Here is a 14,421-nt window from a genome sequence, read left to right as displayed (position 1 = left end):
TCTCTCCTTTATAAGATTATAAGCATATCAAATCAAAATCTTAAATGATTTGAGGCGCGAATTGTATCTCATAAGAAAAATTAATTCTGTGATAAAGTTACATTTGAGTCAAATTTGCCTACAATGCGTCTTTTATTTTTATAAAGGATTCAAAAACAATGCGTTTTAGAGAACGACAGAGCCTCCACCTCATCTCACTTGGCTGCACAAAGAATCTTGTAGATTCTGAAGTAATGCTTGGACGATTACAATCTTATACCCTCACACAAGAGCTTGAGAATGCTGATGTGATTATCATTAATACTTGCGGTTTTATAGAATCTGCTAAGCAAGAGAGCATTCAAACAATCTTTCACGCTTCAAGCAATCGCAAGAGAGGTGCATTGCTTGTAGTAAGCGGCTGCCTTGCAGAGCGTTATACCAAAGAGCTTAAAGAAGAAATACCAGAGATTGATATTATCACAGGTGTAAGCGATTATGACAAAATTGATAGTATGATAGCCCAAAGGCGCAGTATAGAATCTGCTAAAGTCTTTTTAGCAGATGAGCACAATGAGCGCGTGATTATTGGCTCATCTTTTCACGCTTATATCAAGCTAAGCGAAGGTTGCAATCAAGCTTGTAGCTTTTGTGCGATTCCACAATTTAAAGGCAAACTCCACTCACGCACATTGCAATCCACACTCAAAGAATTGACAAATCTCTATAATCAAGGATTTAGAGATTTTAGTTTTATCGCTCAAGATTCTAGTTCATATATGCGTGATTTAGGGCAAAAAGATGGGCTTATGCAGCTTATCCGTGCAGTTGATAATCTTAATCTTCCTATAAGTGCGAGAATCCTTTATCTTTACCCCTCTAGCACATCACTTCAACTCATAGAAAGTATAGCACAATCAAAAAGCTTTCTCCCCTACTTTGATATGCCTATCCAACATATTGCAGATGCTATGCTTAAAACTATGAGGCGCGGTGCGGATAAAGCTACTCATTTAGAACTCCTTAATGCGATGCGAGCAGTGCCACATAACTTTGTGCGCACGAGCTTTATTATAGGACACCCCAATGAAGATGAAAAGGCTTTTTTAGAACTACACGATTTTATAGAATCTTTTGCTTTTGATAGGATTAATCTTTTTGCTTACTCACCACAAGAAGGCACTGCTGCGGATTCTATGCCCAATCGTCCTAACACAAAAATAACAAATCAACGTATCAATACACTTAATAAAATTATCCAATCTCAATACAAAGCTCATAATCTTGCGCTTGTAGGACAAGAAGTAGATGCCATACTTGAGGGTAAAAGCGAAGTAAGTGAATATTTTTATAAAGCGCGATTAAAACTTTGGGGCAAAGATATTGATGGGGAGATTCTGATAAATGATAGTGAAATTGTAGATAGCAATAATCAAATGCTCCTCCTTAAAGAAGGATACTATCGTGTGCAAATTACTCAATGCAAAGATAATTTTCTTTTTGGCAAAGCCCTCTCCCACCTTTAGCAAATCTATCAGTAAAAAACATAAAAAATGTAATAACAATTTAAGGCACAATACATTAGACTTTGCACTCTGATTTTTGCCTTAAGGAATAATATGACTTCTGCACTTCGCCATTTAAGCATCAAGATTCAAATTCTTGCACTTGTAGCAATTCCCATTATTGCACTTATATATTTTCTCTTTATTCAGTTTTCTTATACGCTTGATTCTATCTCTCAAGCACAAAACCTACAAAAACAAATTCACATCTCCGAACAGCTCTCAAGACTTGTGCACGAAATGCAAAAAGAACGAGGTATGAGTGCTGGATTTCTCGCAAGTAGTGGCACAAAATTTGCAAATGAGCTTAAAGGGCAGAGGCTACTCACAGATAAAGAACATAAAGCTCTAAGCGATATGCTCTCTCAAAGCAGCAATTTACCCCAAAGCTACCTTACACAACTTCATCAAGGTTTAGAATCTGTGGCAAAAATACAGCAGATTCGCAATGATGCAGATAAATCTATTGAAGATAAAATCAATATAGCGCCACAAGTTATTGGCTATTATACTTCTACGATAGCTTTTTTACTTGATAGTGTTTTAGAATCTACAAAAATCATTTATGATGCACAACTTGCTAAGTCTATGGTCGCTTATACAAGCTTTTTATATGCAAAAGAACGTGCAGGACTAGAACGCGCTACTATTAATGGTATCTTTACCCACAATGGTGTGCCAAATGATAATAATTATAATAAAGTTGTCTCTTTGATTGCCGAACAAGATGCGTATATAAAATTCTTTCTCTCAATTGCCTCACAAGAGAGCATTGATTTTTACAAAAATGCAATTAAAAATCCAAGCTTTGAACAAGTCCAACAAATGCGTGAGATTCTGCATTCTAAACGTCATAGTGGAAATTTTGGGATTGAACCAAAAGTATGGTTTGATACCATTACAACAAAAATTAATGTGCTTAAAGAAGTGGAAGATTTTATCGCCCATCGGCTTGATAGCTTTATCACTCAACATATTCAAACATTACAAAACGAGTTTATTAAATGGCTTATACTTGAGGGTGTTATTATGATATTTACACTCTTTTTATGCTTTATTGTGGTAAAAAACATTCTCACACGACTTAACAATGTCAATACCAAACTTGCTTATATTACACAAAATAAAGATTTAAGAGAGCAAATTAAAGTATTAGCCAATGATGAAATTTCTGCTATGGCACATTCTGTAAATGCTTTTATCCGCTATATTCACAATGTATTTTTAGAAGTAATTAAACAAACAAAAAATAATCTCTCTATTACACAAATACTTATAGATGTTTCCCACAAACTTGATAGCAACACCAAAGACATTGCTAAGATTTCTGAAAATAACACAGGACTTGGAGAAAAAAGCTACTCTATCATAGAGCAAAATATTACACTCTCTCAAGCAACAAAGGAAACATTAGAATCTGTGCTTTTAGATGTTAATCAAACAAAACATATCATAGAATCTATTAATGAGGAGATTGGGCAATTTACAATAAAAGAAAATCAAAATGTAGAAAAAATACTCTCCCTTGCTAATGAAGCAAAAAATATTCAAAGTGTGCTTATAGCAATTACCGATATAGCAGATCAAACAAACTTACTTGCTCTTAATGCAGCAATAGAAGCTGCACGTGCAGGAGAACACGGAAGAGGATTTGCTGTTGTTGCAGATGAAGTAAGAAAACTAGCTGAGAGAACTCAAAAATCCATTACAGAAACAAGTAGCATTATTCAATCCATATTGCAATCTATCAATGAGATTTCCTCTGATATGGAGCAAAGCTCTCAATCTATGAATCATCTCACACAACAATCCGAAATAATGCATAACAATATAGAATCCCTCTCAAATATCGTGCAAGAAGCAATGGAAAAATCACTTCTTAACTTAGAGGGTGCGCAAAAAGTCAATGCTAATACATCAGAAATTTTAGATAATGGCATTAAGATTGCCTCTTGTGTAGCACAAATTGTAGAGATTAATGAAAAAATGCAAAAAAGTTCAGGCACACTTGGCACACAAACAAAAACACTTAATGAGATGATTGATACTTTTAAAATATAAATTCTCAATTATTTTTCATTCAAAAAAAGCATTAAGGTTAAATAAAGAAAAATAAAAAAGATAAAAAAATCTTGTCTAAAATGTATCAAAAATACACATTGAGTAGTAAGCTACTTTTTAATATGTATAAATTAAACACACTTAGTTTATGATTGAATCTTAATAACTTTTTTTATTTTGGAGGAGTAGCTATGAGTTTTATTGATACAATTAAAACACAGGCAAGGAAGAATAAAAAAACGATTGTTCTTCCTGAAACATCAGATTCTAGGACAATAGAGGCAGCGGTAAAAATTCTAAATGAAGACTTTGCAGAGCTTATTTTAATTGGAGAACAAGAACAAATCCTCTCCACATACCAAGATAATGCTCAAGTGCTTAAAAAAGCGACTTTTCTCCATTCTTCAGATACCGCATTGCTTGATGAATTGATTGAATTACTTGTCAAATTGCGCGCTCACAAGGGTATGGATAAATCTAAGGCGCGTGAAATCCTCGTAAATGATAATCTCTATTTTGGCGCAGCACTTGTGAAAGCAGGTAGGGCTGATGGTATGGTAGCAGGAGCAATTCACGCAACCTCTGATGTATTGCGCGCAGCACTACAAATTGTCGGCACTGCTCCAGATTCTAAACTTGTATCAAGTTTCTTTGTAATGGTAGTGCCTCAATGTGATTATGGATTAAATGGCACATTTGTATTCTCTGATTGCGGACTTTGTCAAAATCCAAGTGCTGAAGAGCTTGCACATATTGCTCTTTCAAGTGCAAAAAGCTTCGCGTCCATTATGCACGAAGAACCTATGGTAGCTATGCTTAGTCATTCAACTTATGGCAGTGCAAAACACCCAGATGTTGATAAAGTCGTTGAAGCAACAAAAATTGCTAAGAGTTTAGATAAGAATCTTAAAGTTGATGGGGAACTTCAATTAGACGCAGCAATAGTGCCAAGTGTAGGTGCTTCTAAAGCAAAAGGTTCAAATGTAGCAGGAAAAGCAAATGTGCTTGTATTCCCTGATTTAGATGCAGGAAATATTGGATACAAACTCGTGCAAAGATTCGCAAAAGCGGAAGCCTATGGACCTATCACGCAAGGTATGGGTGCGCCTATCAACGACCTTTCACGTGGTTGTAGCGCTGATGATATAGTGGGTGTAGTAGCTCTTACTGCACTTCAAGCCAAATAAATTCATACAAGGAGAAGAAATGAATATTTTAGTCATTAATTGTGGGAGTTCATCTTTAAAATTTCAGCTTATAGACACTGACACAGAAAAAGTCTTAGCAAATGGTATATGCGATAGAATCGGTATTGAGGGTTCAGTCTTACAATATAAAAATAAAGAGGGCAAAAAAAGTGAGAAAAAAGAAGCTATGCCAAATCACACTAAAGCCATTGAAATGGTGCTAGAAGCTCTTACAAATAAGCAAAATGGAGCAATTAGCTCGCTTGATGATATTCGTGCCATTGGACATCGTGTCGTTCACGGAGGAGAATTTTTTAAAGAATCTGTGCTCATTAATGACACGGTTATTGCACATATCAAAGAATGTTCAGATTTAGCACCACTACATAATCCAGCAAACCTTATGGGTATTGATGTTTGTAAGCAAAAAATGCCAAATACTCCTATGGTGGCAGTTTTTGATACAGCATTTCATCAAAGTATGCCACCACAAGCCTACACTTATGGTGTGCCTTATGAATGGTATGAAAAACACAAAGTGCGAAGGTATGGATTCCACGGGACAAGCCATAAATATGTCTCTCAACGCACAACAGAATTTTTGGGGCTTGATTATCATAATTCTAAAATCATCGTATGTCATTTAGGCAATGGTTCATCTATCTCGGCGATTAAAAATGGTAAATGTGTAGATACAAGTATGGGACTAACGCCATTGGAGGGCTTGATTATGGGAACTCGCTGTGGAGATTTAGACCCTGCAATTTTAGAATACATCTCAAAACGTGAAGATTTAGATATTCAAAGCATTTTAAATGTTTTAAATAAAAAATCCGGTGTGTTAGGTATTTCTGGCGTATCAAGTGATTTTAGAGATTTGCTTGATGCAGATTTAGGCGGAAATGAACGCGCCAAACTTGCCCGACTTGCTTTTGCTTATCGTGTAATGAAATATGTAGGCGCATATTGTGCGGCGATGAATGGAGTAGATGCTGTGAGTTTCTGTGCAGGAGTGGGTGAAAATGCAAAATTTATACGCGGTATGATTGTAAAACATTTAGAATTCTTGGGTGTAGAGCTTGATGAGGAGGCAAATAATATCTGTGGGCAAGAGGCAATCATCTCTACTGCAAACTCTAAAGTGAAAGTGTGTGTGATTCCTACAAATGAAGAGCTTGTCATCGCACGAGATACAAGAGCTATCGTTTCACAGCTTAAAGACTAGGCACACAAAATGCAACCCTTTATCAAAGCAAAGAAAACTTTATTTATTTGCATTGATGTGCAGGAGCGGCTTTTAGGGCTTATGGCTCATAAAGATGAGGTAATAAAAAATACTAATATTCTTTTAGAATCTGCGCAGATTCTAAAAGCGCCTTTGCTTATCACAGAGCAATATCCCAAAGGACTAGGCAAAACGGATAATGCAATTAAATTGCCACCAAATGCAAAAGTATTAGAAAAAACAAGTTTTGGTATCTTTGGTGATAAAAAAATCAAAGATTATATCGCCAAAAGTAAGTGCAAGAGTCTTGTATTTTTTGGGATAGAAAGTCATATTTGCGTCCTGCAAAGTGTTATTGCTGCGCAGGATTTGGGCTATGAGTGTATACTTGCCGCAGATGCGCTGAGTTCGCGCAATGAGATTAATCATAATCTCGCGCTTGATTTTTTCCGCACGCAACAAGGGGTAAATGTGCTTCCTACAGAATCTATTCTTTTTGCAATTTTAGGAGATTCTATGCACGCCTCTTTTAAGGCAATCAGTGCGTTAGTAAAATAATTTAAATAAGTCTTCTTTAATCCGATTTTGTATATAAAGGTTTCTAAAAGAGGGCATTTAAGGAATTTTCTTTGCTTTATTTGCTCAACAAATGAAAGATTATTCAAAGGATAGACACAGGCAATGAATGTAACACTCTTGCAAAAATATATTCAAATCACTGTTGAGGAAGAGAGTGATTTTCTTCACAAAGCCCTTGCCTATGCAGAAAAATATTTCTCTAAAAGTTATCGCCTCTCAAGCACGATTCTTATCCTTGATGATGGCGAGAGATTCAAAAAAGATTATCTTGTGAATTGGGCATATCACGCTTTTGGGCAAGATGAAAAACATCAAAAATTGCATCATTTTCTAGATTCTTTGCAAAGTGATTTGCCTTATTTAGGAGAGAAGGCTCAAAAACCAGCTTTAGACGCGATAGATTCTATGCAGAAGCCTATTGAAGAGCCATTGCAAGATTTAAAATATTTGCTTGATTTTACTTATCTGCCTATTCGCATTAAAATTGTGAAAAAAAATTCGCTTATCCAACGCGTGAAAATTGCTTTACGACTCTTAAATACGCGCCGCGTAATGCTAAAAATGGACCAAGCTAATAGTGTAGCTCGGCGATATATTGCAAATATTTTTGAGGATTATTATGTGGGGTGTGATAGAGATGAGATTTATCTAGATAGCACAAAGCCTTACTTTTGGGAAAGTATCATTAATCTCATTAGCTTTAAAGTTATTCACAATATCATTTTAGACTTTGATTATGATAGCTTTAAAAATCGGGGTGGTTTGGGTAAATTTGAAAATTCGTTTCTTACCGAAGAAGAACGCATATTGCGAAACTGCTATATGACATTAGAATGCCATTATCAAGATGATTTTGAATTTGTGAAAAAAAACTACCTTAAACTTGCTAAAGAATATCACCCCGATAATGTATTTGGGCAAGATGAACAAATTGTTGAAAGCTATAATGACAGATTTAGGAAGATTCAAGAAGCGTATGAGAGGATTAAAAGCTACACAAAAGCTTCTTAGCAAATACAAATGGAGGGGGGAGATGCGTTTTGTTTTACTACTTTTATTCTTAATTTTTCATTTTATACATCTTAATGCAGAACAATACAAGGCTACAAGACACTTTCCAGAGCTAAAGCAAAAAGGGGAAGTTACTCACTCCTCACTTGATATTGCAAAAATATGGGGTTATTGGGCGATTTATAATGGCGAGATAGAGCTAAGCGGCGTTTTAGAATTAGCCGACTATGGCGGTATGAATATGCACAAACTTTATGGTCATATTGGTGTATTAAGTGTATTGAACTTTTACCCTGATACTGCCACTTTAAAGCAAATACCTTTTGTTTTTCCCTATACCAATTTTGGTTCTCTTTCGTATATGTCTTATAATGCAGACGCATTCAAATTGTTTGGCATACATTTAAGAAATTTGCAGTGGTGGAAAGAGCATTTTGATGATGACCCCCGCATTATCATTGAAATTATAAGGCGCAATGAGCATTCAAGCAATAATACTCTACCTCCATCTCTCACAAAGCCAATTTATGGCGCAAGTGCAGTAAGGGCAAAAGTGCGACTAAAAAATTATAGAACAAGCAGTAGTGATTATACAGAATCTATCAAATATGCCAAACAAGAAAAAATCAAAACAAACCCACATTTTAATTACTCTGCTCATTATTTTGCAGATGCTAAACTCATCTCCATTGAACTTTTGGGCGATGTGGTAGTGAAGTATTTTCCTCGCCCAAAGGCAGAGGATTATGGCTTTATTCTTAAATATAATTCAAAAGATGAATATATCAATCTCCGCCAAAGCCCAAATGGCAAGATTCTCACTCGTATTTATAAAAAAGATATGCCCTCAAATCAAGCACAAGCCTTAAATCTTGAAAAAGGACTTATTATATATGATGAATATAAAGATTCCTATCGCATAGATTGCACTTTACAAAAGGATTGTGTCGCAAATCCACCGCTTACTTTTAAAGATGCTTATCAAGCACATATATACGGAGAGAGTAGCATATTACTAGCAACCTATAACAACAATATAGACGACTATTGCGGGCAACTTTGTGGAGGCATAAAACGTTTGCAGTGGATAAATGCTATGCTTGATAGAGAGAAACCAATATGGCTGCCTGTCGTGTATTTTCCACCTAATGTAACTGATGGCAGTGGAGCTATATACGGCTATATCCACAACTCGCAGTTAAGTAGATTCTATCATTAAGTATAGAATCTACTCCGCTCTAGTGTGTGAGAACATTAACTTTTGGAGGAGTTATCCTAGAAACTAAAGATATATCTCACACCAACATTATAAGTATGTGAGGCTGTTACTTTTGGTTCACTTTCATCTAATGTCGTAGCAATAAAAGGCACACGAGCTGCTATTTCTATGCCGTGTGCTTTAGCAATCTCTGTGCGCAAACCAACATTGAGTGCGAGATTTAAACCTGTTTTATCTATTTTACTATCTTTGAAATCTCTGCCACCCCAAGAGTTAGCACCAAGTCCAAGTCCTAAAAATGCACCAAAATCTGTATTGCCACCTGTAATAAAATTATAAAGTGCATCAACATTTACTCCATAATCCATTACATTCCCTTTGATTTTCTCACTTGTGCCTTTTACTTTTCCACTTGCATCTGCATAAGCGAAGTTTATGTAATAACGCAATCCAAAACTAGGAGTAAAGAATTGCTTATAACCAGCAATCACTTCATAGCTTATGCCACTTAAGTTTTGCTTTTCGCTACCAGCTTTTAATTGAGAACCACCATAGCCTACACCAACACCTACAAATCCACTACTCTCTTCAGCTACAAGTGTAGAACTAGCCAAAGCAAGGGCAAGAGTAGAACTTATTATATATTTATATTTTTTGATTGTTTTCATTAAAAACCACCTTATATTAATAAATTTGCGTTAAACGCTATTTAAAGTCTACAGCCCTTTCTTCACCAATTTTGCTCTTAAGTAAAATTTTGGGGTGTAAAAATATATTTATGTAGAAAAATGTAGCAATATGGAGAGAATGTTAAGGCTGTGTTTGTTGAGTGCGTAGTCATATTCACTCGTAGGTTTGCCTTGCTTTGTGAGTGCATTGCGTGGCGTGCATTTGCTAGTGGGAAAAATTTGAAGTGTGTGCGTATCAAATGCTACGCGACATAAAATTCTTGTGTGAAATGATATTTTTGATACGCCTTTTTGAGGGTAGATTTACTTTTTTCTATACCATTGTGGTAGATTAGATTCTAAAGGTGTATTTTTAAACATCGCCTCTTGTTTTACATTGCTCTTTAGCTGCTCTCCCCATTGTTCAAGCGAAAAAGACATTGAAGTGTTTTCAAACATCTCACTCATATCCTCTACATTAGAAATATCCCACCCACTCAAATCGCAATTCAATGATTTTACATCTTTAAACATAGCCCTCATTGTTTTAACATTACTCACATTCCACTTTTGTATTTGGCAACCAGAATGACGATAATAGACATATTCAGAAAATAATCCTGCCATATCTGTAATAGCACTCGTATCAATATGATCAAGAGCTATTCGTATGGGTTGTCTCAACAATAAAATAAGCTCCTCTTTATCTTGTGGGTAATATATAATTCCTTTCTTGGGTATGCTTTCAAGCTTTGCTTGTTCTTTCTCTGTCAGCTTGTAAACCCAATTTGGCAAATGAGATTCTAAAGGTGTGCCCTTAAAAGTTTCTTCCGCAAGACAATCACAATTATATTCCATTTCAAGCATACGCGAGACTTTCCACATATTTAAGTCTTGATTAAAGGTAGAGGCATTTTTAAATATGTATGTCATATTTACAACATTTTCCACATTCCATTGGTTAAGAGGTTGATTAAAACTCTCTGCATTCCAAAACATTTCGCTCATATTTTTTACATTGCTGACATTCCACGCATTTAATGGTTGATTAAAACTTATTGCTCCTGTAAACATAAATTGCATATTTTTAACATTACTTACATTCCATTTATCCAAAGGTGCATTGAATGCGCTCGCATTCGCAAACATACCCTCCATACTTTCTACCTTAGAGGTATCCCATTCATTAAGTCCATCAAACTCCCAAGTTACTCCTGCAAACATATATGACATATTGGTAACATTGCTGACATCAAAATGTGAAAAATCACTAGGCTGGAAACTTGGTGCATTTTTATCTCGCATACACCCCCAAAAGGAGAAGAAATCACCATAATCAAGCTCGCATTCTAAGGCATACAAAAAGCTCATATTTGTAATGTTGCTTGTGTCAATATTTTTAAAATCAATATTTTCAGAGGTGAGAAGGTGATAGAGCTCATATTTATCCTTTGGGTGAAAGATACCCTTGTCGTCAATAGCTATATACATTACTTCGGATTCTTCAGCTTCTGCGGATTTATTTTGTCCTCCATAAATACCATCATAATATACAGACTTAAAAATATCATCTGACAACAAAAGACCATTTATTTCAAAATCTTCAGTAACTTCAATATAGCCGTGATTATAAAGCCACCAATGAGCTAGTTTCTTTTCACCATCATAAAGTATTCTTGCTATGGCTGTGCGTTTGCTTTGTGAATCATAAAAAATAAAATAATCCCCTACAACTTTTGCAAAATCAACGCTGAACTCTAGCCCATTGGGTATAGAATAAAATTGGCAACAAGTTTCTTCTGGGTCTACTCCCCAAACATTAAAATAGCTTTTTCATTCTTTCCTATGAGTGTTACACCAAAAGATTTATCTAAAGTATTTTCTTTTAGGATAAAATAGGGTGTAGCATATATGATTTCATTATCTTTTTGATTGACGGGTATCATCATCTCAGTGGGTTTATCAGGAAGTTCAAATAATGAATGTCCTTGAGAATCTTTTAACTCTAATAGTGGAAAGTCATAAGTGTAATTATCGGGGTCGTATGGGTGCTTGAAATGAGGTTTATCTTGTTGGTTAAACTTAAAATCTTTGGCTTCCAAGCCTTCAGGAAGTGGCACTTCTGGGATTATAGGAGGTAATATATAAGTCTCATTTGGATTTTGAGATACATCAGTAGAAGTAGAATCGGCATTATTGAGTGTGGCAATATTGTTTTGAGTATCTTGGAGCAATACACTTTCTACATTTTCAGAAACAAGAGATTTAGAATCTCTTAATGCCTTTATTCCAAATGCAACTGCCCCCACACAAGCTAAAAACACAAATCCAAAGACAATTTGTTTTTTCATTTTCTCTCCTTGATTATTTTCTTAAATTTACTTTATAACTTAACGAAAATATTAAGAGGAATTAGGCTTTAATACATAAGCAATAAAAGTAGGGGGGGGGGGATTAGTAGATTCACTCTGTGAAATCTTATGTGTGTAAGAATCTTTAATTATATTACAAGCCTTTCTTGCCATTGCTACTCCCCCGAAGTTTTAAAATGTCGCATTATAAAATAATTTTGCTTAAACATCTTAATCTGCATATTTTAAGGCTTCTTGATAAGATACCTTATCGTGGCTCCTAGCTGCTCTACTCCTAACACTTCATAGCCGTGATTTTTCGCATCAATGGGGATATTATTAATGCTTTGTGGGCAATCACTTAGCACTTCCAAAATCTCGCCACTTTTAAGCTCAGGCAAAACCTCCAGAGTTCTTACCGCAGGATAAGGGCAAGGCTCACCTTGCAAGTCTAATCTAAAATTTGGGATAATTTCTTGTTGCATATTCTCCTCCTTTATGCGCGTTCAAATCGTTTATTTTTGGCAAAATATCGCCGCTCAAGAAACAGCACAAAGGCAAGGAATGCAAAAAGCAGCACATAGCTTACCACCAAGCCGCCATAATTACCAAAGGATTCTAAAAGATTGATTTTAGGGAAGCTTGTCGCAAGCGGCACAGAATAATAATCCCAAGTCGCTGCCAAAAGCGTAGAGCCAATGACATTACCAACACCTACAATCCAATAATGCACCTGCCCCTCAACCGCGCGATACATCCAGCCACATTCACACCCTCCTGCAATCACAATACCAAAGCCAAAGAGCAATCCGCCAATCACTGCATTTGGCGCAGCCCACATAATTTTAGGCGGAAGTCCAAGCATAATGTAACTAAAAACGCCAATAGTTGAAACCATCATTCCAACAATCACCGCTCTTGCCATATATCCACGCCCTGTGATAAATAAATCCCTAAAGGCAGAAGTAAAGCAAATCTGCGCACGTGAGATGATAAAGCCAAATCCCACACCAAATACAACTGCAAGTGCTAAAATCGGAATCTTCTTACCCTCTGGAATATTGCCATACGCCATTAGATACGCTACCCAAACGCCAATTCCAACTAATACCAAAACACCAAGTGCAAAAAGGAGTTTTGCCCTACTCTGATTTTCTTTGCTATTTCCAATGTCTTTTTGCGCACTGACTTTCTCTAGCTTTGTATGAGAGCGAAAAAGTGAGAGTAAAACAACCTTTGTGCCTAGCCACACACCAACAAGCGTCATAATCGTAAAAAACCACGCGTGCAAGCTAAATTGTGGAATCCCCGTAAAGAAACTCGCCAAATTACAACCCATACCAATCCTCGCACCAAATCCTGCAATAATCCCACCGATAAGGGCTTGAGCGATTCTAATATTGCTTTGAGGCAAACGAAACTTGACATTATTTGCCATTGCCGCAGCGGCAAACGCCCCTGTAAACATTCCAATAATCATCACGCCATCTACCCTATCTAGCGGTGTTCCTTGCAAACCTAGAATCTTAAAATAACCCCAAGTGCTTGTATCCACACCCAAAAGATTCATAATATGTCCGCCCCAACGCGTAAATTCACCTGTAACAGCCCAATAAGTCCCAGTCAAACCAAAATAATAAGCAGCCATTACGCCAAGTGCGATAATCGCGGGCATAGGCGACCAAAATTTGACTAGGAATCTTTGCTTGAAATCCTCAAACATAACATTCCCCAAAATAACAAAATAAAATTAGAGTGCGTAAGAAAAAGAAGTATGATGCGTCTCTAATGTAATGCTTTACACGAAAGCCTTTCTAAGATAGATTTAAGATTGTATATTACAGCGACTTAATAGAATCTTAACCTTATGGTGGAATATTTTTTGCTTATATTCCTTAAAAATAAGGAGCACCAAAGGCGTTATAACCTCTAGCTTTTGACATATACAAGGAGTGTATAGCTATGGAAAGGAATTCATCAAAAATAAAAATTTTTTTAATATTTGTCCTGCTACTTTTAGTGGCTCTTGGTGGTGTATATTATTATATAGCAGCAGATTCTGATATTTCGCTTGAGGATATTAGTGAAAAAATAGAATCTAATCTTTTACAGCAAGAAAAAATAGAAAAATCTGAACTTGATTCTAAAGACACGCAAATTCAACGTTTAAAAGCCCAAACCAAAGCATTAAAAAAAGAGCAAGAGAGCACTCCTGTGAAACTCCGCTATTCTATCAAACCAAAAGATAAAATCGTGGCACGTTGTGTCAATATGAAAATAGGACGTTGGGGTATGCCAAAAAACTGCACTGAAGAGCTTACAAGTGGTATTGTAGCAATGGCAAGGGCAGATAATAAAATTGTGGCTTTTGAGATTTCAGGCGTGGTAGATAATCTCCCTTATGCAGGGCTAAGCCCAGAGCTTAAACAAGAAGGATTAGCGAGTTTTCGCGCAAGAGAGGCTATTTATATAGTGAGCAAAAGAATGCCAAATGTCGCAGCATTTGAGGGCTTAAGTCAGCAAAAGGCAAATCAAAGGGGATTTGTTGTCCGCGCATACTATGTGGAATAGACTCT

14 protein-coding genes are annotated in these 14,421 nt (G+C 36.1%); 8 read left to right on the top strand and 6 right to left on the bottom strand.

What is annotated here, in order from left to right:
- Window positions 1-158 precede the first annotated feature (158 nt).
- The 7 genes from rimO (at window position 159) to HH_RS06305 (ending at window position 8,826) form a co-directional block, all read left to right on the top strand.
- Window positions 159-1,505 carry a 30S ribosomal protein S12 methylthiotransferase RimO gene (gene rimO / locus HH_RS06335; protein ID WP_011116151.1) on the top strand — a complete coding sequence of 449 codons (1,347 nt, stop codon included), beginning with the start codon at window positions 159-161 and terminating at the stop codon, window positions 1,503-1,505.
- A 93-nt stretch (window positions 1,506-1,598) separates the two neighbouring features.
- A complete protein-coding gene (locus HH_RS06330; protein ID WP_011116150.1) occupies window positions 1,599-3,605 on the top strand; it encodes a methyl-accepting chemotaxis protein in 2,007 nt (668 codons plus the stop codon).
- A gap of 191 nt (window positions 3,606-3,796) precedes the next feature.
- The gene (pta, locus tag HH_RS06325; protein ID WP_011116149.1) at window positions 3,797-4,792 is read left to right on the top strand and encodes a phosphate acetyltransferase; all 996 of its coding nucleotides are present in this window, start codon (window positions 3,797-3,799) and stop codon (window positions 4,790-4,792) included.
- 19 nt (window positions 4,793-4,811) lie between these two features.
- Window positions 4,812-6,017 carry an acetate/propionate family kinase gene (locus HH_RS06320; protein ID WP_011116148.1) on the top strand — a complete coding sequence of 402 codons (1,206 nt, stop codon included), beginning with the start codon at window positions 4,812-4,814 and terminating at the stop codon, window positions 6,015-6,017.
- A gap of 9 nt (window positions 6,018-6,026) precedes the next feature.
- Window positions 6,027-6,575 carry an isochorismatase family protein gene (locus HH_RS06315; protein WP_034364989.1) on the top strand — a complete coding sequence of 183 codons (549 nt, stop codon included), beginning with the start codon at window positions 6,027-6,029 and terminating at the stop codon, window positions 6,573-6,575.
- Window positions 6,576-6,698: 123 nt separating this feature from the next.
- Entirely contained in the window at window positions 6,699-7,607 is a 909-nt protein-coding gene (locus HH_RS06310; protein WP_011116146.1) for a J domain-containing protein, read from the top strand.
- Between the two features lie 22 nt (window positions 7,608-7,629).
- A complete protein-coding gene (locus HH_RS06305) occupies window positions 7,630-8,826 on the top strand; it encodes a hypothetical protein (protein ID WP_011116145.1) in 1,197 nt (398 codons plus the stop codon).
- 56 nt (window positions 8,827-8,882) lie between these two features.
- Here HH_RS06305 and HH_RS06300 read toward each other — a convergent pair whose 3' ends face one another.
- From HH_RS06300 to yedE, 6 genes are all read right to left on the bottom strand, one after another.
- The gene (locus tag HH_RS06300; protein WP_011116144.1) at window positions 8,883-9,494 is read right to left on the bottom strand and encodes an outer membrane beta-barrel protein; all 612 of its coding nucleotides are present in this window, start codon (window positions 9,492-9,494) and stop codon (window positions 8,883-8,885) included.
- Between the two features lie 324 nt (window positions 9,495-9,818).
- The gene (locus HH_RS09225) at window positions 9,819-11,072 is read right to left on the bottom strand and encodes a BspA family leucine-rich repeat surface protein (protein ID WP_050720613.1); all 1,254 of its coding nucleotides are present in this window, start codon (window positions 11,070-11,072) and stop codon (window positions 9,819-9,821) included.
- A 227-nt stretch (window positions 11,073-11,299) separates the two neighbouring features.
- Window positions 11,300-11,845 (bottom strand): hypothetical protein, encoded by a 546-nt coding sequence (locus HH_RS06290; protein WP_041309108.1) that lies wholly within the window; start codon window positions 11,843-11,845, stop codon window positions 11,300-11,302.
- A gap of 51 nt (window positions 11,846-11,896) precedes the next feature.
- The gene (locus HH_RS09820) at window positions 11,897-12,019 is read right to left on the bottom strand and encodes a hypothetical protein (RefSeq protein ID WP_011116140.1); all 123 of its coding nucleotides are present in this window, start codon (window positions 12,017-12,019) and stop codon (window positions 11,897-11,899) included.
- A gap of 71 nt (window positions 12,020-12,090) precedes the next feature.
- Window positions 12,091-12,330, bottom strand: a complete 240-nt coding sequence (yedF, locus tag HH_RS06285; RefSeq protein WP_011116139.1) for a sulfurtransferase-like selenium metabolism protein YedF — start codon at window positions 12,328-12,330, stop codon at window positions 12,091-12,093.
- Between the two features lie 11 nt (window positions 12,331-12,341).
- Window positions 12,342-13,568 carry a selenium metabolism membrane protein YedE/FdhT gene (yedE, locus tag HH_RS06280; RefSeq protein ID WP_011116138.1) on the bottom strand — a complete coding sequence of 409 codons (1,227 nt, stop codon included), beginning with the start codon at window positions 13,566-13,568 and terminating at the stop codon, window positions 12,342-12,344.
- Between the two features lie 239 nt (window positions 13,569-13,807).
- Between yedE and HH_RS06275 the strand changes: the two genes are divergently transcribed.
- On the top strand, window positions 13,808-14,416 hold the full coding sequence (locus HH_RS06275; protein ID WP_011116137.1) for a hypothetical protein: 609 nt from the start codon (window positions 13,808-13,810) through the stop codon (window positions 14,414-14,416).
- Window positions 14,417-14,421 lie beyond the last annotated feature (5 nt).

It is taken from the genome of Helicobacter hepaticus ATCC 51449 (genome assembly GCF_000007905.1).
Classification (GTDB): domain Bacteria; phylum Campylobacterota; class Campylobacteria; order Campylobacterales; family Helicobacteraceae; genus Helicobacter_C; species Helicobacter_C hepaticus.
This window is presented reverse-complemented; position numbering and strand designations above follow the sequence as displayed.

What these genes read in the sequence shown, in the direction of transcription:
- HH_RS06315 (WP_034364989.1), top strand. Translation starts at nt 6,027, where the DNA reads ATGCAACCCTTTATCAAAGCAAAGAAAACTTTATTTATTTGCATTGAT.
- HH_RS06330 (WP_011116150.1), top strand. Translation starts at nt 1,599, where the DNA reads ATGACTTCTGCACTTCGCCATTTAAGCATCAAGATTCAAATTCTTGCA.
- HH_RS06275 (WP_011116137.1), top strand. Translation starts at nt 13,808, where the DNA reads ATGGAAAGGAATTCATCAAAAATAAAAATTTTTTTAATATTTGTCCTG.
- HH_RS06310 (WP_011116146.1), top strand. Translation starts at nt 6,699, where the DNA reads ATGAATGTAACACTCTTGCAAAAATATATTCAAATCACTGTTGAGGAA.
- rimO (WP_011116151.1), top strand. Translation starts at nt 159, where the DNA reads ATGCGTTTTAGAGAACGACAGAGCCTCCACCTCATCTCACTTGGCTGC.
- HH_RS06300 (WP_011116144.1), bottom strand. Translation starts at nt 9,494, where the DNA reads ATGAAAACAATCAAAAAATATAAATATATAATAAGTTCTACTCTTGCC.
- HH_RS06320 (WP_011116148.1), top strand. Translation starts at nt 4,812, where the DNA reads ATGAATATTTTAGTCATTAATTGTGGGAGTTCATCTTTAAAATTTCAG.
- HH_RS06290 (WP_041309108.1), bottom strand. Translation starts at nt 11,845, where the DNA reads ATGAAAAAACAAATTGTCTTTGGATTTGTGTTTTTAGCTTGTGTGGGG.
- yedF (WP_011116139.1), bottom strand. Translation starts at nt 12,330, where the DNA reads ATGCAACAAGAAATTATCCCAAATTTTAGATTAGACTTGCAAGGTGAG.
- yedE (WP_011116138.1), bottom strand. Translation starts at nt 13,568, where the DNA reads ATGTTTGAGGATTTCAAGCAAAGATTCCTAGTCAAATTTTGGTCGCCT.
- HH_RS09820 (WP_011116140.1), bottom strand. Translation starts at nt 12,019, where the DNA reads ATGGCAAGAAAGGCTTGTAATATAATTAAAGATTCTTACACACATAAG.
- HH_RS06305 (WP_011116145.1), top strand. Translation starts at nt 7,630, where the DNA reads ATGCGTTTTGTTTTACTACTTTTATTCTTAATTTTTCATTTTATACAT.
- pta (WP_011116149.1), top strand. Translation starts at nt 3,797, where the DNA reads ATGAGTTTTATTGATACAATTAAAACACAGGCAAGGAAGAATAAAAAA.